Genomic DNA, 25,343 nt, shown 5'->3' with positions numbered 1-25,343 from the left:
CATTATGCAGCTGCTGCTTTTTTATTTGGACATATATTCACATTATATATATGTCCAAATAAAATATACCTTGACAGGTGAGGTATGATTTTATATAATATAACTAAATTATTAAAGTAATTTAGTTTACAATTTAATATGTTGTAAGGAGTGAGTAGATGTCTATAACTTCAAATGTTATAAGGGGGCATACAGAAACCATAATTTTGGCGCACTTAATTGAAAAGGACAGCTATGGTTATGAAATCAATAAATTTATAAAGGAAAAGACGGATAATAAATATGAACTTAAAGAAGCAACTCTTTATTCTGCTTTCAGAAGGCTGGAAAAAGCTTCTCTTATAACTTCTTATTGGGGAGATCAAAATACAGGAGCAAGAAGGAGATATTATTCTATAACAGAATTGGGAAAAGAAGTACTAAATCAAAATAGGCTAGATTGGAATGAATCAAAGGAATTAATAGATAAGTTAATTAATGGAGGTAATGAAAATGCATGAAAGATTGAGAAATAGTGTAGAAGAATTATTTGAAAATGCACCTAAAACTCATAGAGCAACAGAGCTTAAAGAAGAGCTTTTAGCTAATCTTATAGATAAATATGATGATTTGGTATCTTCAGGAAAAGGTGAAGAAGAAGCCTTTAAAATAGCTATTTCAAGTATAGGTGATGTGGATGAACTCTTAGAGGGGTTAAAAGATAAAAATATGTTTGATTATGATGAGGAGCAAAAATATCGCAGGAAAAATGCACTTGTATTGTCTGTGTCTGTAGGATTATATATTATGAGTGTAGTGCTTTTAATGCTGTTAAATCAAGTTTTTATGGTAAATAATGTTGTATCCGTAAGTCTTATGCTTACAATAGATGCTATTGCAACATGTCTTATAGTCTACAATCATGCTTCAAAGCCTAAATATGTAAAAGGAGATGATACTATCGTGGAAGAATTCAAACAGTGGAAATCTTCTAATGACAGCCAAATGGAAATTATTAAATCAATTAAATCTATAGCATGGCTAATTATAGTTGCCCTATATTTTATATTGAGTTTTGTTTTTGATGCTTGGGGATATTCCTGGGTTATATTTATAATAGGTGCTGCCGTAGAAAAAATTATAACTTTGAGCTTTAAGTTGAAGGAGTAGAAATATGAATAGAAATAGAAGCCTAATAAAAGTATTAATTGTAATGTGGGCTGTCATTGCAGCAGCAGGCATATCTTTCTTAATATATGGATTTTCTCACGGAGAGGGTTTCCCAATATTTGAATATGGAAATAAAATAACAGGTGCTAGGTATGTTGTACAGAAAAGTGAAAGCACATCTGTAAATAATTGTAGTAAGATAAGCTTGAGATTTTTTAGAGGAGATGTGATTGTACAGGCAACAGATGAATCAAACTTAAAAGTTGTACAAAGTGCATCTAGAAAGTTAAAAGATGGAGATAAGTTTGTAATAGAAAAACAGGGAAATGACATTGAAATTAGAAGGAGAGATGAAAATAAAGTTTTTCACAATAAATTTATTAATATATTCGATGGATTCAATACAAATGAGAAAATAGAATTGTATGTACCTAAAAGCTATGCTAAAGATTTAGATATAAGTACAACTTCAGGAGATATCTTATTTAACTCTGACATGAAATTGAATGATATAAATTGTATACAAAGTTCTGGAGATTTTAAGATGGATGGTAGTATTACTGCAAATAATGTCGATATAAAAACAAATTCAGGAGATATAGGTATAACTAGCCTGGATTCTAAATATTATAATATACAAGCTATATCAGGGGATATATTCGTAAAGTCTATTTCAGGCTCTGGAAATGCAAAAATTGTATCAGGAGATATAAAAATGAATTACAAGTCCATTGATGAGTATGCTAAGGCAAGCTCTACTTCTGGAGATGTGAAGATGGTACTTCCTCAAAATTTGAGTTTTAAATTTGAAGGAAAGTGTACTTCTGGAGATATAAAAGGAGATTTTCCATTAACCTATGAAAATAGTAGAAAAAGCAAAGCATCTGCACAAGTAGGAAATGGACCATATAAGACAATAAATGTAGGTACAGTATCAGGTGATATAGATATTTCAAGCAAGTGATGAATATGGAAAATAAAGAAAAGGGATTAAATAAAATGTTGGAGGTGGAAAGGCTTGGATATTAGTGACTTCGCAAAATTTTCAAATATGTTTGAATATAATATATATATTTTTGCAATTGGATTTATGTTTCTATGTGAATTTATAATATGGATATTTGCTTCAAGTGGAAATAAAAAAAATAGGAAAAAATCTGATAGAGGTTCAATTTGGTTAATAGTTTTAGGATATTGGTTAAGTATTTATGTAAGCTATTATTTCACAGGTTCAGAAGTAAGTGAATTTATAAGAAATCTTGTATTCCCACACATATTTTATTATTTAGGTATTTTCCTAATAATAGCAGGTACTATAATCAGGGCTTATTCTGTGTGGACATTAAAAAAAGCATTTACATTATCAGTACAAACAACATCTGACCAACATTTAATACAAAAAGGGTTTTATCGATATGTAAGAAATCCTGCTTATACAGGAAGTATACTAAGTCTTTTGGGAATAGCATTTTCATTGAGAAATATATTGGCACCTATAGTTGTTTTAGTCATTTGTGTATTATGTTATGGGATTAGAATAAAAGTTGAAGAAAAGGCATTAAGGGAACAATTTAAAAAAGAATTTGAAGATTACTGTAAGCGTACGTATTGTTTATTTCCATTTGTGTGGTAAGATATGAGGACTTGATTAGTTTACAAAAATTGTTTTGCAAACTAATCAAGTCCTCTAAGTGTATTATCAGTACAGGTAACTTTTTAGTATTAGAATGAGTACATGCTTTGAATAAGTTTGAAAAATTTATTTACTTAATACATTAAAATAAATAGGAAGGGATTCATTTTCCGTATTTGACTTTTCAATTAATACAGGATTATTAATTGATTCATAAATTAGTTTAATTGTCTTAGAAAGATCAGCGTCCTCTACTCCAAAAATAATATTGGATTCACAAGATGGCTGTATAATTATTTTTATTTTAACATTTTGGTTAGATAAATTTTGAAAAATCCTATGGATAATTTGCCTAAATTTATTTATATTTCTTATAATTATTCCGACTAAAGATATATTATGATTTATAGTTATGGAACCTGGATTAAGCTGAGTTTCTATTTTACTAATAAAAGAACTTTCACATTTACGTAATTGGAAATCTGGTACAATTAATGATACAGAATCTGAATTAAAAGATAAATGTTCTATAGAAATATTATTAGTGTTTATAATGGAAAATAGATTATGCAAACCATCATTTATCAAATTGAGCTTTTCCAATGTTACTATTGAAAAATTTTCTTTGCCGGATATTCCAGCAATAGTATTTTTATAATCTTCATCGGGTAAATTATCAGATATAAGAGTACCAATGTCGTCTGGATTATTGGTGTTTCTTATATTTATTGGAATTTTACTTTCCTCAGCTGGAATAATTGAATCTTCATTAAGAACATTTGCTCCCATATGAGAAAGATTTTTTATTTCTTTATATGTCATGTTTCTTATATTTTTAGGGTCTTTTACAATCTTTGGATTTGCCATTAACACGCCGGATACATCAGTCCAGTTTTCATATATAGAAGCATTCATAACACTTGATATTATGGAACCAGTTATGTCTGATCCTCCTCTTGGAAAAGTTTTAATCGATCCATCTTTATTAGAACCATAAAAACCGGGTATTACAGCTTTTTCTATATGGGAAAGTTTACTCAAAATTAACATTTTAGTAGCTTCTTTATCTAACTGGCCATTTTGCTTAAATGAGATTATATCTGAAGGATCTATAAACGTAAAATTCATAAATTTTGAAAAAATTAAACCATTCAGATATTCTCCACGGCTTAAAATATAGTCCTTAGAGGCACCGTTAAAAAAATCATTTTTTATACCATATAAGAATTTTTTTATATCTAAATCTAATTTTAAATTATTACATATAGAAACATATTTTCCTTCGATTATATTGAAATAATTTTCAAATAGATTTTTATTGTCAACACAACAATAGCATTTATATAGAAGATCTGTGACTTTATAATCTTTTTCAAAAGTTTTTCCTGGAGCAGAAACTATGATATATCGTCTCCTTTTATCTTGCAAAACGATTTCCTTTACTTTTTTAAATTGTTTATCATTAGCTAGTGAGCTTCCTCCAAATTTAGCAACTATTAATTTATTCATTTTTAAGGTCTCCTATGAATTATAATTTATTAAATCAGATTTTTTTATTATAGCTTTATTATATTATAGTTTAGAATTTTACACTTTTTATTGCTTTTAATGCTAGAAATATTGCTAAAAATGCTTTTGAATAAAGTACTATAATATTTTATGCAATTTAAAGGCAGAAGGTATCTGTAAAAATTCAATTGGTTATTTTCATTTATATTGTAAAATGTTATCAATTACAACATTTTACAGTATGTGCGCGCTTTTTAGGTAAGAATGATTATTTTATATTTGTTAATAGAATATGATATTATGAAAAGGTATACAAGGACTTTATAAAATTTTGTTAATAATTTGACAAAATTTACTTTATAATTTTATGAAATTATTATTAATCTAGAGGCATATTTAAAAAATATGAATTACAAACTATAAATAATGTGTCTTAAAGTGGTTTTATATTAGTAAAAATGATATAATCATATAAAAATTGAAGACAATATGCATTTAACTAAAAATGCAATAATTATTGATTTTTAGAATTACTAAATATGAAATCAACTTTAAGGGGGTAAAGGTATGATTTCCATTGATATTATGTTATTTATTGATAATGATAATGTTCTAAGACATGTCAAATTTGGAGATTTAACGAGAACAGATAAGAGGATATATATTTTAAAAAAATATATAGGAAATGAAATCACTAGTTTTTTAGATGTAGATTTGAAAATAGATAGTGGTTATATAAAATGGGGGGAGCTATTTCTTAGATATTTTAAAACCGAGAATTTTACAGGCAAAGGATACATTTTATACATAACTCAGGCAGAAAGTGATGAAGATCTATATAGGGCGGCTTTTGACTGCTTATCAGAAGGAATGCAGATATATGATAAGAATGCACATCTTGTATTTTGCAATAAATTTAATGAGAAAATTGAAAAGATGGATAGAAGAAATATAATTGGAAAGCATTTATTGGATATTTATAGTTTAGAGGAAGATTATAGTACGATTTTAAATACAATGAAAAAGGGAGAAGCTATAGTAGATAGATGTGATAATTTTAAGAATAATAAAGGTGAAATAATTTCAACAATGAATTCAGGTTATCCTTTATTTCTAGGAAGTAATTTAATTGGAGCTGTTGGGTTAGTACAAGATGTGTCAGTTTTCCAAAAGTATAGGGAGAAAGCTGCAATTTTTAAGAATTTTATAGATACTAAAAAAAGTAATAAATATTTAAAGTCGCCAAAAAAGTACTATGCATTAAAATATTATAATTTTGATGATATAATTGGAAAAGATGAAAATTTTCTTGAAGCAATTAATTTAGCATGTAATGTTGCTGAAAGAGATTGTTCTGTACTTATATATGGGGAGACTGGTACTGGCAAGGAATTGTTTGCACAGAGTATTCATTCTGCAAGTAAAAGAAAATATAAGGAATTCATTGCAGTAAACTGTGCTGCTATTCCTGAAAATTTAGTAGAGGGTATATTGTTTGGTACAGAAAAGGGAGCCTTTACTGGAAGTTATGATAAGAAGGGACTATTTGAACAGGCTGAGGGCGGTACATTATTTTTAGATGAAATTAATTCAATGAGTCTTCAAATGCAGTCTAAACTTCTTAGGGTTTTGCAGGAGAAAAGTTTTAGAAGGGTAGGAGGAAGCAAAGATATTGAAAGTAATGTAAGGATCATTTCATCTACCAATGAAAAACCATTTTCATTGATTAAAAATGGCAAGATGAGAAGTGATTTATATTATAGAATAAGTACAATAACGATTAACATTCCTCCACTTCGGGAAAGAAAAAAAGATATTGAACTACTGGCACAATTATTTATGAAAAAATTATGCCGTAATTATTCAAAAAATATAAATGTAATGTCAGATGAAGTTATCAAAGTATTTAAAGAATATGATTGGCCGGGAAACGTAAGGGAGCTGCAGCATTGTATTGAATATATATTTAACACTATAACTGAGGATACTATATATATAAGTGATTTACCCCAATATATGAAAAAGAAAGCTAACAGGGACTGCAAAAAAGGTTTGCAGCATAAAACACTGGAACAGATACTTAATGAATATGAGAGAGAAGTAATAAAAACTGCTCTTAGAAAAAATAAGAATAATGTGACAAATACAGCAAAATACTTGGGAATGAAGAGACAAAGTCTGCAATATAGAATGAAAAAATATGGATTATAGATGCATAATGATTTTGCACTTTTGCAAAATCATTATGCATCTTTTTTAAAATCATAGGATATGAAAATGCAATAAGCTAGAATAAAACCTGATATTTTCAGCATTTTTAATATATTCACACAATACTGAAGCTGGCATGACTTTTGCTATAAATTATTTTATTAATTAGATACAAAATATAAAATAAGGTAGGTGTTGGATTATGTTATTATCAAGCTTTGACAATGTAGTTATCATTTTATGCTCAATTCTACTAATTTTTATTGGCTGGTATTTTTCAAGGGCAGTAAAAGATATGGAGAGTTTTTATCTAGGTAATAGGAGTCTTCCATGGTCTCTTACTGTTGGAGCACTAGTTGCAACTTGGTATGGTGGAGTTGGAACAATTGGAACAGTTGAGTATTCAGCAATGTATGGATTATCTGTTTGGGTTATTTGGTGTGTTACCTCCCATTTAGGACGTATGCCATTAGCACTTTGGGTAGGACCTAAAATACATATTAGAACAGACATTACAGTTCCAGATTTATTGGAGAGTGCATATGGCAAGGGAGTTGCAGTCCTTGGTGCTATATTAATGCTTACGTACTGCACTCAAATAGGTCAGTTAACGTCATTTGGGTTTATAGGAAAGGTTGCCTGGGGAATTAATAATTTTACGGCAGGTATAGTATGTATTGTAATGGTTATTGTAATTGCAGTTTTAGGGGGACTTATGGGAGTTGCAGTTACTGATATGTTAATGTTTTGGTGTATGTGTTTTGGACTTACAATGGTGCTGCCTGGACAATGGGATAGTGTTGGCGGATGGGCTGGACTTCAGCATGCATTATCTAAAACTCCAGCGTTAATGGATCCATTAGGTGGACTTACGCCTATGAAAGCTTTAATGCTCTGTGTACTTTCATTTGGAGTTTATGCCGATCCAACATTTTACCAAAGATTTTCTGCATCAGATTCACCAAAATCAGGAAGACGTGCACTTCTATCATGCTTTGTTTTGTGGGTTTGTTTTGATATTGTATTAACTCTTACAGGACTCATTGTTAAGGTAAGGTATCCAAATATGGTACCTGGAGAAGGATATATAAAACTTGTATTAGGAAGTTTACCTCAAGGAGTAAGGGCATTATTTATAATTGGTCTTGCAGGTTCAATAATTTCTGCATTAGATGGATATTACCTTTCAGGTGGAGCAACTCTTGCAAATGATATATACGGTAGGATTAAAGGAAATGTTACGCAGGACAAACTGGTTCTACTTACAAGAATAGGTATAATAATAGAATCAGTAGCAGCATTATCAATTGCATTTAAATTTACTACAGCACAAGATGCATTTATATTTGTAAGCAGTATCTGGATGGCAGCAGGATTTGTCCCAATAGTTGGTGGACTTGTTTGGAAAGGTAAGAAAACGGCATTAGGAGGTTATCTTGGGATACTTGTAGGGGGATTTGCATTTGCATATTTTAAGTTATTTCCTATTAAGGCTTTCAATGTGGAAGCACTTGTTGTTGCACTGCCATTGTCTTTAATAGCATGGATTTTAGGCAATAAGTTTGGTAAGTCTATTCCTGAAAAAGTAGCTAAGGAGGTAGTATAATGTCAAAGAAAAATGATAAACTTGAAATTTCCTGGTTTGGAATTGATGGGTTTCTTGTATTGCTTTATTTTATAGTAGTAGGGGTAATTTATTATGCAATTTCAGCTCATAATGACTTTATAGTGGGAAGGTTAATTCCCTATGGGATTATGATTGCTGTAACTTTAATTTTTATAAATTATCTTGGAATAATATTTAAATTTTCTAGAAAGTCTAAAGGCAATAAGGAAAAATAAATTTTTATTAGGAGTAGATATTATGGATATAAGAGCATTCCCTATTAAAGTTGAAAAACAAGAAGCAGAGAAAAGAGCTCAAGCTATGGGAGGAGTTTTATGGAAAGTTATATTTTTAAATAAAAAGCTTTCTGAGGTTAGAAAACATTTTGTTGAATTTAAACTTGTGACCCTTGAAATTATCCATAAACCAACAGTTATTGAAAGAATGGTATCAAAAAAAGCTCATGAAAAAAAACAAACAATTACTTTGCTTGCCAATGGATCAACAGGATCTGTTTCATGGGTAGATAGTATGCCTGACATAATTGAATTAAAGGAAGTTGATAGTAATGCTATTCAACTGTCTGATAAAGATGATGATTATCTTATATTAAAAGCAAGAAAGCTTGCATTAAAAGTTGTGCACAGGCATGTCGGAGGAATACCAGAATTCAAAGTTTTAAAAATAGAAAGTGTTTTTAGACCATATTGGGTTGCTCTTTATGGTGATGTGGCAGAAGGCAATAAGGTTCGATATATGCCTATTGCAGCTGATGGATGTGGATCACATAGGAGTATGTAACTAAGATGAAGAGGTGATACTATTGGAATATGAAGATGAGAAAGACTGTATTCAATATGCAAAAAAGTTAAAGCAGGTAGTTATAGGATGTAAAGATATTACTCTTGAGGAGTTTATAGCAATATCAAGGTATAAGGCAACAGTTATATTATCAGATGCTTTTAGAGAAAGAGTTACTAAATCGAGAGGACTGGTAGAGAAATTTTTAAAGGAGAAAAGAGTTATATATGGTTTAACTACAGGATTTGGTGATAACTGTGATAAGATTATTGAGCCTGAAGATGCAATTATTCTTCAGAAAAATATACTGAGATCCCATGCTTGTTCAATAGGGGAAGCATTAGAAGGGGAGTGTGTTAGGGCAATTCTATTAATGATGATTTTGAATATGGGACAAGGTTATTCAGGAGTAAAACTGGATACTATTGAAACTATAGCTAGCATTTTAAATAGTAATATAGTTCCATTTGCGCCCTGTCATGGGTCAGTAGGATATCTTTCAGTAGAAGCACATATCAGCTTAGTTCTTATAGGTGAAGGTAAGGCTTTTTATAATGGCAAACTAATAGATGGTTATGAGGCATTACAATTGGAAGGGATAAAACCAGTTGAATTAGGTTGTAAGGAAGGACTTGCTTTGGTTTCCGGAACTACTTCGGTTACTGCCCTAGCTGCATTGGCAATATACGATGGAATAAAGGCTGCAAAAACTGCAGATATTATCGGAGCAATAAGCCTTGAGGCTTTAAGGGGAACTACAAGAGCATTTGACCCTAGACTGCAGTCTGTAAGACCCCATGAGGAACAGAACATGACAGCTAGAAATATTCTAAGGATACTTAAAGACAGTGAAATTGCCATAAAATATAAAGATTATAGACTTCAGGATGCGCTTTCTTTAAGATGTATACCTCAGCTGCATGGAGCAGCTAAAAAAACTCTAAAAGATGCTGCAAAAACAATAATTACTGAAATCAATTCCTGCTGTGATAATCCTGTTATATATCCAATTAAAGATGATGGTGTTGCACTTATGGGTTGTAATGCAGATGGATCATATGTTGGAATTGAAGCAGATTCCTCATGCATTGCTATGACAAGCATTGCCAAAATGTCAGAAAGAAGAATAGATAGGCTTGTAAATCATCATATAAGCGAATTGCCGGCATTTTTAATTGAGAAGACTGGACTTAATAATGGTTTTATGATTCCACAATATACGGCTGCAGGACTTTTAGGGGAGATGCGTATATTGTCAACACCAGCAAGTATTGATAACACTCCAACATGTGCAAATCAAGAAGATTATGTGAGCATGGGTTACAATGCTTCAAGGAAAGCGTATAAGTGTGTGGGATTATTGGAAAACATATTATCCATTGAGTTATTAAATGCACTTCAAGCTGTTGAGTTTCTAAAACCACTAAAGATGTCTACGGCAACAAAATCGGTGTATGATTTGATTAGAAAAGTTGTTCCTAAGATAGAAGATGATGAGCATTTATATCCTTATATTGAGTATATAAATAATCAAATACATGAAGGCAATATTTTAGAAGAAGTTGAAGATGTAATAGGTGTTTTGGAAATTTAAAATGTAGGCCTTAATATAATAAGGGCATGAAAGTAAGCAGGAAACTTTCATGCCCTTATTATATTATAAGAAAAATGTTATAATCCAGAAAGGGATGTATATGAAAAGTCAGTATCAAATAGAATTATAAAAAGATCTCGTTTTAAAAGTTAATTTTATATACTATAATGAACTTTGTATAATAATTGGATTTATGTTTTGAAAAACAAGGTGGAAAGTAAAACTAATTCAAAAATTTTTTGTAGGAGAAATTTAATGGAAAAAAACTTTAAAGCTATGGTAACTATTTTTATAGGATATTTTTTATTGTCACTGTTTTCTAATACATTATCACCTTTTATAACAACTATAAAAAGTACGTATAATGTGTCATCATATGTCATTGCATTTATACCATCAGTAGTATATTGTGCCGCACTTATAACAAATATTGTAGGGGCAAAACTTATGCCGTGGCTGGGAATTAAAAATGGACTGTATCTGGGAATTGTATTTGAAATTTTTGCAAGTCTTATAATTGTATTTTCCAAATCATTTTATGTTATTTTAACTGGATATTTTATGGCAGGATTGGCAACCGGGATGGCATGCTTGTATTTGAGTACGATGCTTTCACTTCTTCCACAAAAATATCAAAAATTTAGTTTTGCAAATGCATGCTTTGGATTAGGTGGAATTTTAATTTTGCCAATAGACAGATTTATATTAAAGATGGGTATAAAATTTAATTACACATATATTATTCATATATTACTTATATCTTTTTATATTATTCTTGTGTCAAAAATGGATAGAAGGACATTTTATAAAAGTAATTCTAAATGTAACACTTCTTTTTCTATATTAAAAAACCCTATGATTTTATTGCTTTGTATTGCGGTATTTTTCTATGTCGGAGCGGAGATCTCAACTACAAATTGGACAGGAACTTTTCTTGAAAAATATTATGGAATTAGTAAAATCGAAGTACCAAATATACTTTTAAGCTTTTGGATCTTGTTTACTATAGGAAGGAGTTTAGGAGATAAATTTTTAGAAAGGGTTGGACAACTTAGATTCCTTTCCATATCACCTTTAATATCAATTTTAGGAATTATTATTTTACTATTTGGAAAAAGTAAGCTTCAAGCTTTAACAGGATTTGCAATTATAGGAATATCAATATCAATTATGTATCCTGCACTGCAAGGATATATTGTGCAGCATGTTACTGAAAAAAATATACCTTCTGCATCTGCTGTTACTATGATTTTCAATAACTTGGGAGCTACATTTTTAACCTATATAATAGGTTTTGCAGGTGGTATAAAAATAACTTATGTATTTATAATACAAATATTGTTTTACATATACATAGCATTAATTTCTGTGTACTATAGAATTTTTAAACCTGGTAAAGTTTAGGTTTTGAAAAAACATTGCATTTTAGATGATTTTTGCTATTATGTTAATAGAGATAAAAACACAGTTTTGGTTGGTAGTCCAAAACTTGGCTTGTACTTTATAAGTTAGCAGTAACCTGCCCTCCTGGGGTTGTCCATTCTCTAGATTTTTTATTTGTTAAACAGGAGGAATATAAAATGACAGCTAATATTAAGCTAACAGTATTTTTTGAAGAGCCATTTTGGGTTGGCGTGTTTAAAAGGTGGGATTCTGATACAATATATCTTTCAAGGGTTGTATTTGGTGCTGAACCAAAAGACTATGAAGTATACGACTATATACTAAAAAATTTTAATGATTTAAAGTTTAGTAAACCGTTGGATATCAATTATTCTGATAAAAGCATTGATAAAAAGATAAATCCTAAAAGACTTCAGAGAAAAATTAAAAAAGAGACTAAAGACAATGGTATAGGTACAAAAGCCCAAATTGCCATGAAGCAGCAATATGAAGATTTTAAACTAAAAATAAAAAAGGTCTCAAGAGAAAAAAAGGAAGAAGAAAAAGAGAAAAAATTTAAATTAAGGCAGCAGAAAAAATTAATGAAGCACAGGGGACATTAACTAGAATTGTCAATAATTTAATTTGTTTGGTGTGGTTTTTAAAATTATCTTATGGCTATTTTTGCTAAGATGGTATCTACGAAAGGGTTTGATTTTTTAAAACCCTTTTTTTATCCGATCGCTACCATTGCTAACACGCCCCATCGCGCACAGTGAAAGCGACTATACCAAATCAAAGATTTGGTATATTCGCTTTTCTATCAAAGTGGTGGGATAAGCACTGCTACGCGCCTGGATAACGATTTCTAAGCATAAGTTGGAGTCAAAACTCAACCTTATGCCAAGAACTCTGTTTATAACAACGATGGAAAGCAAACTTGACATTGCAAAAAAACAGTAATATTCTAATATTACAAAGTCACTTTTCATTGTGATTGGAGGCATTAATTTGAAAAACAGGCTTGAAAAAATTAGAAAACAACATGGCATCACACAAGAGGAGCTAGCACAAAAACTGGAGGTATCAAGACAAACAATTGGATCCCTTGAAAATGGACGCTATAATCCATCTATATTGCTAGCTTTTAAGATTTCTAAATTTTTTAATGTGAGTATTGAAGAAATATTTATTTATGAGGAGAGTTCAGAAAATGAAAACTTTTAATTATGTATTTATCGTGGCAGTAGTTGTAATGCTAATTAGTTCAGCAATCGGTATGTTTTTTGTAGGTGGATATACGTCTAAAACCATACCTTTAATTCTTATGGCAATGGCGGTAGCTTCAATTACTAATGGCATATATCATAAATTTCTTGTGAAAGAAAAAGATAAAGATGAACGGAACATTGCTATTGAAAATAGAGCTAAGGCAAAGGCTTTTGATATTATGGAAATAGTATTTGGTATTCTTGTAATTTCATACGTTTTTTTGAGAGTTAATTTACTTACAATTTTCCTTGCAATTGCAGCATATTTGGTTATTTTTGCATCCTATATGGTGTCTTTTTCTAAGTATCATAAGGAAATGTAAAAAACAACAGATAGTGAAAGTAAAAACTTATTGACTATGAATAATAAGGCGTTAACTTTGAACAAACTAACTAATAACATATATAGATGTATACAGGCTTATTTTTATAAACAGAGTTTTTGGCATCAGATGGAGTTTTGACTCCACCTGATGCTTATTAACAGGATTCTTAGTGTTTCAGCACTTAGAAGGCGTTATCCTTTAGAAAAAATTGTTATCCAGAGACGTAGCTGCTCGCAACGTACACTTGGAGAAAAGTAGATATCCCAAATCTTTGATTTGGTGATAGTCGCTTTCACAGAGTGCGTGAGAGTATTAGATCAGGTAGTCATCGGATAAAAAACTTGAAAGATTAAAAAAATGAAAAAGCATTTGTGAGAGGATGAGTGAAGGTTGAAAAAAATTGAAAGTGAAATGAATAAAAAAAAGTGGCTGATTCTGATTACAGTTGTTTCTGCTACATTTATGTCAACACTTGACGGCAGCATTGTAAATGTAGCACTGCCGGATATGGCATCTAAATTAAATGTAGGAATGTCAGGTATTACATGGGTTGTTACCAGTTTTTTAATAACTGTTGCAGCAACTATTTTAATATTTGGAAGGCTTGGAGACATGATAGGAAAGACAAAAGTTTTTAAATTTGGAGTCGTTCTTTTTATAATGGGTTCACTGCTGTGTGGGCTCACAAGTTCACTGCCCTTACTTGTAACAGCAAGAGTTATACAGGCAGTAGGAGCATCAGCTACCATGGCTACTAATCAAGGAATCATAACTCACGTTTTTCCGGCTAACGAGAGGGGGAGGGCACTTGGAGTTTTAGGTACATTTGTGGCATTGGGTTCTATGGCAGGTCCTCCAATTGGGGGCATTATTGTTTCCGCTATAAGCTGGGAATATATATTTTTAATAAACATACCAATAGGAATAATTGTATTTATACTTACATTAAAGATATTTCCTAAAGCACATACTACTTCTGATGAAAAACTAGATATAAAAGGAGCTTTACTATTTGTAGTAGCTACAGTTTCGCTGTTTGGAGCATTGGGACAAGGTCAGGTAAAGGGGTATGACAATATATTTATAATTTCAGCTTTTGTAATTTCATTTATAACTTTTGTATTGTTTATTATATTAGAACATAAAATAAGCATGCCAATTTTGCAATTGAGTATTTTTAAAAACAGTTTATTTTCAATAAGTATAATATGTGCTTTTATTTCATTTATTGCAATTAGTGCATCAAATATAATACTTCCTTTTTACTTTCAGGATACATTGAAATTTTCACCGGCAGCATCTGGGATGCTCATGATGGTATCTCCTATTGTTTTATCTGTAGTGGCTCCTTTTAGTGGATATATGTCAGATAAAATTGGATCCGAGATACTTACCTTATTTGGACTTAGTTTTACGAGTTTAGGGTTGTTTTTCTTATCTAGTTTAAATGAAAGGTCTTCTGTACTTTTGATTATAGGTTATATAGTAATTATGACTCTAGGAAATGGAATGTTTCAATCTCCTAATAATTCGCTAGTTATGTCTACTGTTAGTAGAGATAAGCTTGGAATAGCAGGAAGTGTAAATGCCCTTATTAGAAACTTAGGATTTGTTCTAGGTACATCTCTTTCCACTTTATTACTTTACAATAGAATGAGTCATAAAATTGGGTACAGAGTGGTGGATTACATAAAAGGCAGAGATGATGTTTTTATTTATGGCATGAGATCAGTATATATAAGTGTTGGTATTATGTGCTTATTTGGAGTTTTGATAACTGCATTAAGGCTTTACTATAGTAAAAAATTAAGGGGATTATATATGAAGGGGTGATTTAGTATGAGTTATAAAGTTTTGATTACGGAAAATATATATGAAGAAGGCAAGGAGTATCTTAGAAGTCATGGTTATGAATTAAAGATGGCTTCTGATATTTCAGAAAATGTTTTGGTAGAGGAAGTAAAGGACTGTGATGCAATATTAGTTAGAATGGCAAATATTACTGAAAAAATTATGAAATCAGGAACAAAGTTGAAAGTCATATCTAAGTTTGGTGTGGGAGTAGATAATATAGATGTTGAAGCTGCATCAAGTCTTGGAATAAGAGTCACCAATTCTCCTGAATCCAATAAGAATAGTGTGGCTGAGTATACTATGGGCCTTATACTATTACTTGCTAAAAGATTACTTATTTATGATAGAGAACTTAGAGATGGGAATTTTCAAATAAGAAAAAGTTTTGGAATGGATCTTGAAGGTAAAACCCTAGGAATTATAGGAGTTGGAAGTATAGGAGAGCTTGTTGCTTTAAAGGCTTCAAAGGGATTTGGCATGAAAGTTATAGGATTCAAGCGAAATATAGCTGCAAATCAAATCGATAATATAAAACTTACTGGAGATTTAGATTATGTACTTAAAAATTCTGATTTTGTAAGCTTGCATGTTCCACTTACAGAGAAAACAAAGGGTATGATAGGAAAAAGGGAGCTGTCTATTATGAAGCCTAAAGCATTTCTTATAAATACGGCACGGGGAGAAGTAGTTGATGAAGATGCCTTGCTTGAAGCACTTTTGCAAAATAAAATTGCTGGAGCTGCTATTGATGTATTTAAAGGAGAAGAACCATCGAAAGATAATCCTCTTTTTAAACTTGAAAATGTAATTGTAACGCCTCATACTGCAGCACATACAGAAGAAGCAGGTATAAGGATGTCTCTTCATCCAGCCATTGGTATAGATGAAGTGTTAAGCGGAAGAGAGCCTTCCTGGCCAGTAAATTGAGTTTGATGTTTCTAGGGGTGTATTTGCTTTACATAGGAGAGAAACATTTATGAGAAGAAACCATCACCGTGTAATTGTCTTAATATTAGAAGGGCTTCACAAGTAATGACTAAAGTTTACGATGAATTTCTTGTACCAAGTAACTTGAAGATAAGCCAGTTAGCATTACTTAGACATATAAACCAATTAGGACCAGTAAGTGTAAGTGACTTAGCTGTAGTCATAAGATTAGATAGAACTACCCTTGTGAGAAATCTTAAACCTTTAGAAAAAAGTGGATTTGTAGAAGATATATCAACAGAAAAAACTAGAAATAGACAACTTAGATTAACAGATAAAGGAATTGAAACTTATAAATATTCAGAAGAACTTTGGGAGAAGGCACAAAGTTTTTTAGAAGAGTATCTTGGCAAAGATAATATATCCACTTTTACGACATTACTTTCTAAAATTGAGGCTTTAGTTTCTTAAATTTTTTACCAGTTATCGTGTATATACACGCTAACTGGTATATACTTAAGTTTAAAGTTTTTAAATGGGATAAAAAAGTTAATTTTTAAACCAAACTGCATATATGAAAGCTAGGTAATTATGAAAACGGGAGATTATTATTATGCAAAATTATAATAAAAACAATTATGATCTATGCTATGAAAATCTTTGTATAGAATTTGCTAAGCATGACCCAGAAGAAATGGCAAATAAAAGCGGTGCTAAATATAATTTTGAAAAAAAGGAATTTACTTTAACTTATTTAAACAGAGAATATATAATTTCTTATCCACAGGGAAGAATTGTATTAAAAAATGATACACAAAGAAATTTATTTAGAGATAATGTAATGAAAAAAATGTTGATAATTAGTTATTTTCACAGATGTACTAAAGCCACCCACCAAAATAAATGGGTACCATACAGAGAATTAGATGGAGCTGTTTTATATAATGTTTCAGGTGGTATTACTACAAATAAATTATCACAATTCTTTGGGCATAAAGGAGATCTTTTCTTAAAAGTTGGACATATTCTTGGTGCAAAAAAGATATCATATGGAGATATAGCTTTAAAAATTGATGTGTTCCCGAACATTCCAATAATTCTAGTTTTATGGCTAGCAGATGATGAATTGGAGGCTAATTCTAATATGTTGTATGATCCTTCGGTGGTGAAAGAGCTACATCCAGAAGATGTGGCCTTGTTATCCTCTTTGCTAATTGATGAAGTGATTGAAATTGCTAAACAAATATCAGAATGATTAATAAACTATAGTAGTGAAAAAATGCTTAAATAATTTAACAATATGAAGTTAAAAAATAAATATATTAAGCCAAATTTATAAAAGGTGGTAGTCAATATGAATATAATTGAACAAATGATTCAAAAAAAGGCTTACGAACTGGGCTACGAAAAATGTGGTATTATTCCGATTGGTTTGATGGATGGATATGCTAAAAAATTTGAAGAACGTATTGAAAAAGTTCCAAAATCAAAGATGTTTTATCAAAATCAGCAGCGCTTAGTTAATACATTGGCAACATATCCATGGGCGAAGTCTGTAGTAGTACTTGCGGTACAATATGGAAAATATAAAATTCCAGAGGTAGTAAAGGGACACATAGGTAAGTCATATTTATTTGATATACGTGTTGATAAAAATACAAAAGAATATCAGAATAATCGAGCATTGGAAAAATATATGCAGGAACTTGGTTTAAAGGTAGAGACAAATCAAAAATTTGGAGTGGTTGGAATGCGCTGGGCAGCTTTGCAAGCTGGAATTGGTATTGTTCGCAGAAATAACTTCTTATACACAGAATCTGGTTCATGGGTTCATCTTGAAGCTTGGGTAACTGACAGAGAAATGGAGTTAAAGGAAACAAATGATGTTTTACAGTGTCCAAAGAACTGCAATCGCTGCATGGCATCCTGTCCTACAAAATCTCTTTCTGATCCCTATACTATGTCACCAACTACATGTATTTCTTTTTTGACAACCTTTGGTGGGCGTAATTTGCCCCAGGAACCATTAAGTAGAACATTTGGAAATTGCATTTATGGTTGTGATATTTGTCAGGACGTATGTCCTATGAACAAAGGAAAGTGGAAGGAAGAAGAAGAATTTCCTGGCCTTGCAGAATTATCTTCTGTATTAACTCCAGAGAATATTTTAAATATGGAAGAAGACTTTTATCGTAAGAAAGTCCAACCAAAATTTTTCTATTTATCATCAGAAGAACTTTGGAAATGGAAAGTAGATGTATTGTGCTATATGCGTAATAACTATAAGGAAACTTATAGACCACTTATTATAAATGCCTGCAATAATGAAAATTATAAGGTACGTGAAATGGCTTACTCAATTTGTAAGGAACTTTGTTTACAATAATTATTATTTTTTTAAAAATTCTAACTTGACAAATGTGCTAGCACCTGTTATCATATTATATGTTAACCGCTAAAGTATAGAAATTAACAGCGGATACAGATATGCCGAAGTGGTGGAATTGGCAGACGCAACGGATTCAAAATCCGTCGTTGGTGACAACATGCGGGTTCGACTCCCGCCTCCGGCACCATGAATATCAACGTTTAAGAGCATTTTGGAATTTATTCCAAAGTGCTCTTTTTGGGTTTATGTCCTCCAAATGTCCTCCAAAAAAATATCACAAATTAAAACAGATTAAAACAAAATAACAAAAAAATGATCTTGCGTTAGAACTTAAAAAATTTAAAAGATGAAATTAGAGGAGTAATTGAGAGGAGTGCTAAAAGATAAAAAAAGATATATCGAGATATATGAATATAATTTAACGTAATTGAAATATTTAAATGAAAAATAAGTATACGAATTTGCAAAATTGTTATGCTTCAATAGTAACAGAACTCGTCAAGTCTCTTAACAATGCGAAACTGGCGGAGCTTTTTACATATAGGAGAATTTCTATGAAAAATGAAGTGAATTTAAAACCACCAAGAACGTTTGACGAACAGATTGAAATTCTTAGAAGTAGAAACATAATTATAAATGATAAAGAGAAAGCTAGAAAAATATTGAGTACGGTTAATTATTATAGACTTACGGGGTATGCTTTACATATAAAATGTGGTGAGCATTATATGAAAGGATATACTATAGAATCAATATTTGGCATATATAGTTTTGATAAAAGAATGAGGAATATTTTAATGGATGCACTTGAAACTGTAGAAATTTCTATGAGGACAAGTATAGCATATGTTGTAGGTCATAAATATGGACCTGATGGATATATGTATGCGGATAATTTTAAAATGGTTGACAAAAATAGAAAATATCATAAGAAGTTTTTACAAGAGTTAGAAAGAGAAAAGAAAAGTAATAAAAGAGAATTATTTATAGAACACTATATAAATAATTATCATGGGAGTTTACCTATATGGGTTGCAACGGAAATAATGACTTTTGGTATGTTATCAAGACTATATGCTAATTTAAAAACTTAGGATAGAAGTAAGATAGCTAATGATTTTATTGGTGTTAATCATAAAATTGTGGTCAGCTGGTTAAGATCATCATCAATTCTAAGAAATATATGCGCACATTATGGTAGATTGTATAATAGAAAGTTTAATCTAGTTCCTGCTATTCATGAGGATTTATCAAATTATAAGATAGAAAAAAATAAATTGTTTGCCAACGTTGTGGCTATTAAATATTTACTTCCATATAAAGATGAGTTGGACAGGCTTATAAATGATTTAGATAAGGCAATACAAAAATGGGCGAGATTTATAGATTTAAGCAAGAAGCCTTCCTTTTATTTTTTTAACTGTTCTAAGGATGACGAGGACTAAAAAAGTGCTGGTGCTTGAAGAAAACATACAGCTATTTATTATTTAAAAGTATATAGGGGAGAAGAAGATATATATTATATATAAAGTAGAATTTATACAATAATTTATATAAATTCTTATCAGTGGCAAAAAAGAGTAGAATAATATAAAGTATCTGCTTAGTTTAAAAGCTGATATAATGCTATATAAAAAACAAATCAATGCTGTAAAATAGCATGTATAATAATATATCCATATTTGAACTACGTTGTTTATCTTATAAATATATGCTAATTTTATTTTGTGAAAGGTATAAAAGCTAGTTTTATAAAGCTGCAGAAGAGAGACTACAATTTAGAGATTATTGAGGTATAAAATAAGTGAAAAAGAAAGTGTTTGTCCAAAGCTTCCATGCGAGGAAATCCGAGCCTAGTATAAGACCGAGGAGCATTACTTCCTGGATTTGGTCCGGAGCATCCCATTAAAATCAAAGCTACTGGCCAAGCTTTTTGTCTGAGTGCGAGAAAAGTTAAAGCTTGGCCAGTGCTACATAAAATCTTTATACTATAAATTTATCTATTCATCCTTATATACAAATATCAAAATATAATTAAAAAAAAGTAACTAAGAACACTCCAAAATTCAAAATTGAATAATGCAGTGTTCCAGTAAATTGTTTAATTTTTATAATTGAGTTATAAAATAAGAATTTCTCGACACTTGCTTATTTTCAGATCACTCAATATAACCTTTATTTTTTTTAGAAGAACAATCATAGTTTTTACTTATTTCACTTATAAATGTTGAGCCTAAAAGCAGTACAGCACCTATAATCTGAAACACTGTCATATTCTCACCGAAAATAATAAATGAAGTAAATAATGATGTTATTGGATCTATATAGCTCAAGGCTGCAATACTTTGTCCCCTTAACCCTTTCATTCCATAAAAGAATAGATAAAATCCAAGTCCTGTATGAATTATTCCCAATATGATAATACATGCAACTGAAAGCCCCGTTATTTGAAATAGGTTAACCCTCTCCGTTACAAAAACATAAGGTATAAGCATTACAGTTGCTAATGACAACTGTAACAGTGTTATTTCCAAACCATTCATATTTTTAATGAACTTGTTAGTCAACATCAATGTTGCATAAAATACCGCTGCAGTGATTCCATAGCAGATACCCAATAAATGATTATATTCTGTACCGCCATTTCCTCTATTTTGTACAATTAAAAACATTCCAAATACCGAAATGCTTATACATGCAGCTTTTTTAAGTGAAATTTTTTCTTTCAGTACAATAGGCGACATAACAATGACGAAAACCGGAGCAAAGTAATAACTTGAAGAAGCATTTGCAATAGTTGTATGTTTATATGCCTGAAAAAGAAAGATCCAATTAAATCCCAATGCAAAACTCGATAATAACAATACAGGAATATTATTCTTAATATTTGTCCAAGATATTTTTTGCTTGTTAACTATAGTAATAGTTAACAGAAATAAGCTTCCTATAAAACCTCTGAGAAGAGCTATTTCGCTTGAAGCTAAGTCAATGTATCTGACAAAGATTCCAATTGTACCAAAGATCATCATTGATAATATAAAATATATTTTTAATTTCATTTTAAGTTCCCACTTTCTACTAATATGATATTTTATATAATAGAATATAAAACTTCCCATACAGTAGAATCTATTGTTTATTAGAGAACTTTTTACAAATACCTAACAGTAATGATAGATTCTACTGTCTTGGTATTCGTGGTGGGGAAAGCTTTTTTATTATAATATTATACACTCTGTATTCCTCCTATTAAAAATTTCTATAAAGCATTAATTTTATTCAATAGTGTTATTGCAGCTTCGAGTAAAGCAAAACTAGGCAAAATATCAAATTTATTCAGACTTCTTGTCCATCATATATGCTATGTATAATATTTCTCACGATAAATTATGATTTTTATTCAATCATTGTACAAATTATAACACCTTTTTTGCAGTATTTCACTAATTTTTGTATTAACCCAAAATACATTCATAGTTTTAATACCTCATTATTTACTTACCAAAGAACAGCGTTCGCAATTTTAATGGTTAGTACGTATTTATTTCATTTTACGAATAGTAAAAAAATTGAAGTCAATAATCTATGATGATGTGAAAAGCTATATGTCTTTTAAGTTAACATATAAAAAACACGTAATATGTTTTATTATACAAATATTGATCCCTATATGTTTATACAAGTTAATAGCATCTATGTGCTTTAATTTAATGGATTAAGAGTTTATTCTGTTTCCAACGGGTATCTTACTATTGAATATGTCAGAATTTATAATTATTCTCTCAATCATAAATTCTGTAATTCATGAAATACTGCATGGATTAGCATATAAATTATTTGGTGTAAAAATAAGATTTGAATTTAAACTACCATATGCTTATACAATGGAAACTTCAGGATTACCAATAGATATTTTTAAATTTACTATAATACTTTTATTACCTTTATTACTAATATCACTAACGTGTTTATTCCTTCCTACATGGCTTGGAGAAATATTTTTTATAATAAACTTACTTGGAAGTGCAGGATATATACATGTCACTGTATCTTCTTAAATATGATAGGAATGCAAAAATTATAGATAAACCCTATGGTTTTGATGTTATAGTATAAAGAAGATTGGCATCACTTTTATGATACCAACCTTTTTTATACTAGTATTAATGTAACAAATATTTTTTTGCAATTATAAGGTTCATGAGAGATGCAACCTGTTCCTTGGTAACTGAAGGCTGTCCATTTTCATCTTCTTTTACATTGTCCACACTCAAGGAAAAATATTTGCCTTCTTCCTCTGTAGTAAACCTCATATTAAGTCTGTTTGCCATTTAAACTCCTCCTTTCCTGATTTTTGCCTACTCACTAGGCGTTAGTAATTACGGTGTTGTCCACTTTTTGAATCTCATTTACAGGATAAGTCAGTATGTCACCTACAGTTTTTACTACATCATATACATCCTGATCTGCTGCATCCATAGCAATTTTGCCCAGTGTAACTTTCTTAAGTATCTCTTTACCCTGTTTATTGAGTCCTGTCTTTTCTACAATAGAAAGCGTACTTGAAAGCTTTATTGACTTTGCTGCCATAACAATTCTCCCCTTTCTTTAACTTTTACTTATATATATGCCTTTCTTAAAATTAGTGCAGAAAAAAAGAAATAGGCTTTTACCTATTTCTTCTCCTGGTTTTTTATAACGGCTGATATATCTTCTCTTAGGTCTTCAATAGATTTGACTAAAAGGTCAATCTTATTTTCAAACCTTATGAGCAAGTATATGCTAACTGCTATTGGGAACCCTATGGTGCTGATTAAACTAACCAGCTGGTCATACATAAATATCACCCTCCCTCTTGCCATTATAAACAAATTTCTTAATTCAGATGAAGTTCGTGTATTCAATTTATAGTGTGATTTTTTTTAACTTCACCTGAATCTTAGAAATTGTTATCTAGGGACGCGCAGTTCTTTACTCCTGCAATATAATAAGCATAAAAATAAATGTAACCAAAGGAGTATTAGGACTGCTAGTCATCAGATAAAAATATATATGCTATTTCAGATATTTTTTCAGTTTATTTAGGGCAGATTTTTTTATTTCTATAGCATGTCTATATTTTATGTTAAGTATTTCAGCGGTTTCCTTAAGTGTCCTGCCTTCCATTTTATTTAAATAATTACTTCTAAGACCTACATCATTTCTATTCAATAATTTTACCAATTCACTTAATTTTATAGGTTTAACTTCACATAATTCTAATATAATATCCTCCATAAGACTTAAATTTACTCTTTTTACATTTTTCACTATGTCAACTAATTTTTTTTGTATATCTTCACTGTTATTTATGGAGTTCTCATTTAAATAACTGCTGTGATTAAACATATTAGATAATAAATATATTGTGCCTCTTCGCTGCCCTTCCGTTTTTAATAATTTTTTATCTATTAATGAGCTTAATATTTTATTTACCTCAATAGAGTTTTTATTTATTAATATCTGAAGTCTAGTATTAGTTATTTGACCTTCTTCAAGTGCTGCAACAAGAGCTACTATTTCATCTTTAGATAAACTTTTTAAATTTTCTCCTAATGTATTTTCAAAACTAAAATGCTTTGATCTAGTAATAAAGAAATAGTTCTAAGTATCATTATAGTTCTATTCGGTGTTTCTCTCGGTCTTGAATTTGGTTTATTATCAGGATATCCAAATGATACAGCTCCAACCAGTTCTTGCAGCATCCAATATTTTATTAAGAATGTCTATTGGTATTTCTTTAGACTTATACTTTTGTGTACTCCTTCTATTGTAAATTGCTTCTATGCTTATTTATTTCACCTCATTAAGTTGGAATTTGGCAAACACAGATTAGGAAGTTACTTCTTTTTTGCTAAGTATAAATCTATAGTATCATATATATTTATTTTACCGCCAATTTCATCGATTGCATTTTTCATATCCATTTCAAAATTATTTTTTACTTCTACTGGTAGTACCCTATGGTCTGAATATGTATTTAATAAATGAATATATCCATTGGACGTAAGAGTTCTTTTTCGATGATATAATCTATAAATAATATCTTTAAACCCAAATCGTTCTAATTCATTAATACGTCGTTGGCAATCACTTTCATTAAATTCTCTCACTTCTTTGTCAGAGGGACGATATTTATTATATATTTTTCTATTTACAATATTACTTATATCATCTTGTCTATTTGGAAATGGATGATTCCAAAATAGTGCTATAGTTCCATCATCTTTTAATATATTTCTTACTTTTACATATCCTTGTTCTAATGGAATCCAATGAAATGCTGTTGCACAATACACTAAGTTGAAAGCTTCAGTTTTAATCGTATATTCAATAAAATCGGCATTAATAACATTGAAATTCATATAATTTTTGAATTTGTTTTTAACATATCTTGTAAGATTATTTCCTAATTCTATTGCAGTTACTCTGCACCCAGATTGTAGAATTGGTAAAGTTGCTTGTCCTGTACCAATGCCAATTTCTAAGGCTTCATACCCACTTGATATGCGAGAATAATTAATAATGTCTGAAAACAATTCTTCTGGATATGTCGGCCTATATTTATCATAGTTATATTCATCTTCATTAAATTTTAATCTTAAATCCATATAATTTCACCCTTACAAATTGAAATTTATGATTTCCTCA

At 30.2% G+C, this 25,343-nt stretch carries 27 protein-coding genes, 1 tRNA gene and 1 pseudogene; 22 read left to right on the top strand and 7 right to left on the bottom strand.

What is annotated here, in order from left to right:
- Positions 1-158 precede the first annotated feature (158 nt).
- Genes CLAU_RS05670 through CLAU_RS05655 form a run of 4 tightly spaced genes read left to right on the top strand, consistent with a single transcriptional unit; the run spans position 159 to position 2,782 of the window.
- Complete coding sequence (locus CLAU_RS05670) at positions 159-500, top strand: PadR family transcriptional regulator (RefSeq protein WP_023162167.1); 342 nt, start codon at positions 159-161, stop codon at positions 498-500.
- Positions 493-1,149 carry a permease prefix domain 1-containing protein gene (locus CLAU_RS05665; RefSeq protein ID WP_013239921.1) on the top strand — a complete coding sequence of 219 codons (657 nt, stop codon included), beginning with the start codon at positions 493-495 and terminating at the stop codon, positions 1,147-1,149. Before CLAU_RS05670 ends, CLAU_RS05665 begins: the two co-directional genes overlap by 8 nt.
- Before the next feature lie 4 nt (positions 1,150-1,153).
- The gene (locus tag CLAU_RS05660; RefSeq protein WP_013239920.1) at positions 1,154-2,113 is read left to right on the top strand and encodes a DUF4097 domain-containing protein; all 960 of its coding nucleotides are present in this window, start codon (positions 1,154-1,156) and stop codon (positions 2,111-2,113) included.
- A 54-nt stretch (positions 2,114-2,167) separates the two neighbouring features.
- Positions 2,168-2,782 carry a methyltransferase family protein gene (locus tag CLAU_RS05655; RefSeq protein ID WP_013239919.1) on the top strand — a complete coding sequence of 205 codons (615 nt, stop codon included), beginning with the start codon at positions 2,168-2,170 and terminating at the stop codon, positions 2,780-2,782.
- Positions 2,783-2,908: 126 nt separating this feature from the next.
- Here CLAU_RS05655 and CLAU_RS05650 read toward each other — a convergent pair whose 3' ends face one another.
- Positions 2,909-4,291, bottom strand: coding sequence for an aspartate kinase (locus tag CLAU_RS05650; RefSeq protein WP_013239918.1), 1,383 nt, complete (start codon positions 4,289-4,291; stop codon positions 2,909-2,911).
- A 567-nt stretch (positions 4,292-4,858) separates the two neighbouring features.
- Here CLAU_RS05650 and CLAU_RS05645 point away from each other — a divergent pair.
- From CLAU_RS05645 to CLAU_RS05565, 17 genes and pseudogenes are all read left to right on the top strand, one after another.
- A complete protein-coding gene (locus tag CLAU_RS05645) occupies positions 4,859-6,502 on the top strand; it encodes a sigma-54 interaction domain-containing protein (protein WP_013239917.1) in 1,644 nt (547 codons plus the stop codon).
- Positions 6,503-6,704: 202 nt separating this feature from the next.
- Positions 6,705-8,108, top strand: coding sequence for a sodium:solute symporter family protein (locus CLAU_RS05640; protein WP_013239916.1), 1,404 nt, complete (start codon positions 6,705-6,707; stop codon positions 8,106-8,108).
- Positions 8,108-8,344: a hypothetical protein gene (locus CLAU_RS05635; protein ID WP_013239915.1), complete on the top strand. Its 237-nt coding sequence runs from the start codon at positions 8,108-8,110 to the stop codon at positions 8,342-8,344. Before CLAU_RS05640 ends, CLAU_RS05635 begins: the two co-directional genes overlap by 1 nt.
- Before the next feature lie 22 nt (positions 8,345-8,366).
- Complete coding sequence (locus CLAU_RS05630) at positions 8,367-8,909, top strand: hypothetical protein (RefSeq protein ID WP_013239914.1); 543 nt, start codon at positions 8,367-8,369, stop codon at positions 8,907-8,909.
- 22 nt (positions 8,910-8,931) lie between these two features.
- Positions 8,932-10,503 carry an HAL/PAL/TAL family ammonia-lyase gene (locus CLAU_RS05625; protein ID WP_013239913.1) on the top strand — a complete coding sequence of 524 codons (1,572 nt, stop codon included), beginning with the start codon at positions 8,932-8,934 and terminating at the stop codon, positions 10,501-10,503.
- A gap of 255 nt (positions 10,504-10,758) precedes the next feature.
- Positions 10,759-11,907 (top strand): MFS transporter, encoded by a 1,149-nt coding sequence (locus CLAU_RS05620; RefSeq protein WP_023162166.1) that lies wholly within the window; start codon positions 10,759-10,761, stop codon positions 11,905-11,907.
- Between the two features lie 176 nt (positions 11,908-12,083).
- Positions 12,084-12,509, top strand: coding sequence for a YjdF family protein (locus tag CLAU_RS05615; protein ID WP_013239911.1), 426 nt, complete (start codon positions 12,084-12,086; stop codon positions 12,507-12,509).
- 388 nt (positions 12,510-12,897) lie between these two features.
- The gene (locus tag CLAU_RS05610; protein WP_013239910.1) at positions 12,898-13,113 is read left to right on the top strand and encodes a helix-turn-helix transcriptional regulator; all 216 of its coding nucleotides are present in this window, start codon (positions 12,898-12,900) and stop codon (positions 13,111-13,113) included.
- Positions 13,100-13,480: a DUF2178 domain-containing protein gene (locus CLAU_RS05605; protein WP_013239909.1), complete on the top strand. Its 381-nt coding sequence runs from the start codon at positions 13,100-13,102 to the stop codon at positions 13,478-13,480. Before CLAU_RS05610 ends, CLAU_RS05605 begins: the two co-directional genes overlap by 14 nt.
- 393 nt (positions 13,481-13,873) lie before the next feature.
- On the top strand, positions 13,874-15,316 hold the full coding sequence (locus CLAU_RS05600) for an MFS transporter (RefSeq protein ID WP_023162165.1): 1,443 nt from the start codon (positions 13,874-13,876) through the stop codon (positions 15,314-15,316).
- Positions 15,317-15,322: 6 nt separating this feature from the next.
- Positions 15,323-16,264: a hydroxyacid dehydrogenase gene (locus tag CLAU_RS05595; RefSeq protein WP_023162164.1), complete on the top strand. Its 942-nt coding sequence runs from the start codon at positions 15,323-15,325 to the stop codon at positions 16,262-16,264.
- A gap of 105 nt (positions 16,265-16,369) precedes the next feature.
- On the top strand, positions 16,370-16,735 hold the full coding sequence (locus CLAU_RS05590) for a MarR family winged helix-turn-helix transcriptional regulator (protein WP_013239906.1): 366 nt from the start codon (positions 16,370-16,372) through the stop codon (positions 16,733-16,735).
- Positions 16,736-16,877: 142 nt separating this feature from the next.
- Positions 16,878-17,519 (top strand): DUF3786 domain-containing protein, encoded by a 642-nt coding sequence (locus tag CLAU_RS05585; protein WP_013239905.1) that lies wholly within the window; start codon positions 16,878-16,880, stop codon positions 17,517-17,519.
- Positions 17,520-17,618: 99 nt separating this feature from the next.
- On the top strand, positions 17,619-18,650 hold the full coding sequence (locus tag CLAU_RS05580; RefSeq protein ID WP_023162163.1) for an epoxyqueuosine reductase: 1,032 nt from the start codon (positions 17,619-17,621) through the stop codon (positions 18,648-18,650).
- Between the two features lie 103 nt (positions 18,651-18,753).
- Positions 18,754-18,840, top strand: a tRNA-Leu gene (locus tag CLAU_RS05575).
- 253 nt (positions 18,841-19,093) lie between these two features.
- A pseudogene (locus CLAU_RS05570) lies at positions 19,094-19,852 on the top strand (Abi family protein); the annotation flags it as partial.
- A 3-nt stretch (positions 19,853-19,855) separates the two neighbouring features.
- Positions 19,856-20,098, top strand: coding sequence for a hypothetical protein (locus tag CLAU_RS05565; protein WP_049781900.1), 243 nt, complete (start codon positions 19,856-19,858; stop codon positions 20,096-20,098).
- A 714-nt stretch (positions 20,099-20,812) separates the two neighbouring features.
- Here the strand turns inward: CLAU_RS05565 and CLAU_RS05560 are convergent.
- Entirely contained in the window at positions 20,813-21,712 is a 900-nt protein-coding gene (locus CLAU_RS05560; RefSeq protein WP_013239870.1) for a DMT family transporter, read from the bottom strand.
- Positions 21,713-22,411: 699 nt separating this feature from the next.
- Between CLAU_RS05560 and CLAU_RS05555 the strand changes: the two genes are divergently transcribed.
- The gene (locus CLAU_RS05555) at positions 22,412-22,711 is read left to right on the top strand and encodes a metalloprotease family protein (RefSeq protein ID WP_023162162.1); all 300 of its coding nucleotides are present in this window, start codon (positions 22,412-22,414) and stop codon (positions 22,709-22,711) included.
- A gap of 105 nt (positions 22,712-22,816) precedes the next feature.
- Here CLAU_RS05555 and CLAU_RS19955 read toward each other — a convergent pair whose 3' ends face one another.
- The 5 genes from CLAU_RS19955 to CLAU_RS05540 form a co-directional block, all read right to left on the bottom strand.
- Positions 22,817-22,984 (bottom strand): DUF2922 domain-containing protein, encoded by a 168-nt coding sequence (locus tag CLAU_RS19955; protein WP_013239868.1) that lies wholly within the window; start codon positions 22,982-22,984, stop codon positions 22,817-22,819.
- A gap of 34 nt (positions 22,985-23,018) precedes the next feature.
- The gene (locus CLAU_RS05550) at positions 23,019-23,243 is read right to left on the bottom strand and encodes a DUF1659 domain-containing protein (protein ID WP_013239867.1); all 225 of its coding nucleotides are present in this window, start codon (positions 23,241-23,243) and stop codon (positions 23,019-23,021) included.
- Positions 23,244-23,326: 83 nt separating this feature from the next.
- Complete coding sequence (locus CLAU_RS19950; protein WP_023162161.1) at positions 23,327-23,491, bottom strand: YvrJ family protein; 165 nt, start codon at positions 23,489-23,491, stop codon at positions 23,327-23,329.
- A gap of 217 nt (positions 23,492-23,708) precedes the next feature.
- Positions 23,709-23,930: a sigma-70 family RNA polymerase sigma factor gene (locus CLAU_RS05545; protein ID WP_144289727.1), complete on the bottom strand. Its 222-nt coding sequence runs from the start codon at positions 23,928-23,930 to the stop codon at positions 23,709-23,711.
- A gap of 602 nt (positions 23,931-24,532) precedes the next feature.
- Positions 24,533-25,303: a class I SAM-dependent methyltransferase gene (locus tag CLAU_RS05540; RefSeq protein ID WP_013239864.1), complete on the bottom strand. Its 771-nt coding sequence runs from the start codon at positions 25,301-25,303 to the stop codon at positions 24,533-24,535.
- Positions 25,304-25,343: the final 40 nt, after the last annotated feature.

Source organism: Clostridium autoethanogenum DSM 10061, assembly GCF_001484725.1.
Classification (GTDB): domain Bacteria; phylum Bacillota; class Clostridia; order Clostridiales; family Clostridiaceae; genus Clostridium_B; species Clostridium_B ljungdahlii.
Note: the sequence above shows the minus strand (reverse complement) of the source record. Positions and strands in the feature narration are given on the sequence as shown.

Coding starts and splice junctions, on each gene's coding strand:
- CLAU_RS05540 (WP_013239864.1), bottom strand. CDS start 25,303: ATGGATTTAAGATTAAAATTTAATGAAGATGAATATAACTATGATAAA.
- CLAU_RS05545 (WP_144289727.1), bottom strand. CDS start 23,930: ATGGAGGATATTATATTAGAATTATGTGAAGTTAAACCTATAAAATTA.
- CLAU_RS05580 (WP_023162163.1), top strand. CDS start 17,619: ATGAATATAATTGAACAAATGATTCAAAAAAAGGCTTACGAACTGGGC.
- CLAU_RS05595 (WP_023162164.1), top strand. CDS start 15,323: ATGAGTTATAAAGTTTTGATTACGGAAAATATATATGAAGAAGGCAAG.
- CLAU_RS19955 (WP_013239868.1), bottom strand. CDS start 22,984: ATGGCAAACAGACTTAATATGAGGTTTACTACAGAGGAAGAAGGCAAA.
- CLAU_RS05635 (WP_013239915.1), top strand. CDS start 8,108: ATGTCAAAGAAAAATGATAAACTTGAAATTTCCTGGTTTGGAATTGAT.
- CLAU_RS05650 (WP_013239918.1), bottom strand. CDS start 4,291: ATGAATAAATTAATAGTTGCTAAATTTGGAGGAAGCTCACTAGCTAAT.
- CLAU_RS05550 (WP_013239867.1), bottom strand. CDS start 23,243: ATGGCAGCAAAGTCAATAAAGCTTTCAAGTACGCTTTCTATTGTAGAA.
- CLAU_RS05615 (WP_013239911.1), top strand. CDS start 12,084: ATGACAGCTAATATTAAGCTAACAGTATTTTTTGAAGAGCCATTTTGG.
- CLAU_RS05560 (WP_013239870.1), bottom strand. CDS start 21,712: ATGAAATTAAAAATATATTTTATATTATCAATGATGATCTTTGGTACA.
- CLAU_RS05665 (WP_013239921.1), top strand. CDS start 493: ATGCATGAAAGATTGAGAAATAGTGTAGAAGAATTATTTGAAAATGCA.
- CLAU_RS05555 (WP_023162162.1), top strand. CDS start 22,412: ATGTCAGAATTTATAATTATTCTCTCAATCATAAATTCTGTAATTCAT.
- CLAU_RS05670 (WP_023162167.1), top strand. CDS start 159: ATGTCTATAACTTCAAATGTTATAAGGGGGCATACAGAAACCATAATT.
- CLAU_RS05585 (WP_013239905.1), top strand. CDS start 16,878: ATGCAAAATTATAATAAAAACAATTATGATCTATGCTATGAAAATCTT.
- CLAU_RS05590 (WP_013239906.1), top strand. CDS start 16,370: ATGACTAAAGTTTACGATGAATTTCTTGTACCAAGTAACTTGAAGATA.
- CLAU_RS05640 (WP_013239916.1), top strand. CDS start 6,705: ATGTTATTATCAAGCTTTGACAATGTAGTTATCATTTTATGCTCAATT.
- CLAU_RS05660 (WP_013239920.1), top strand. CDS start 1,154: ATGAATAGAAATAGAAGCCTAATAAAAGTATTAATTGTAATGTGGGCT.
- CLAU_RS19950 (WP_023162161.1), bottom strand. CDS start 23,491: ATGTATGACCAGCTGGTTAGTTTAATCAGCACCATAGGGTTCCCAATA.
- CLAU_RS05645 (WP_013239917.1), top strand. CDS start 4,859: ATGATTTCCATTGATATTATGTTATTTATTGATAATGATAATGTTCTA.
- CLAU_RS05620 (WP_023162166.1), top strand. CDS start 10,759: ATGGAAAAAAACTTTAAAGCTATGGTAACTATTTTTATAGGATATTTT.
- CLAU_RS05630 (WP_013239914.1), top strand. CDS start 8,367: ATGGATATAAGAGCATTCCCTATTAAAGTTGAAAAACAAGAAGCAGAG.
- CLAU_RS05605 (WP_013239909.1), top strand. CDS start 13,100: ATGAAAACTTTTAATTATGTATTTATCGTGGCAGTAGTTGTAATGCTA.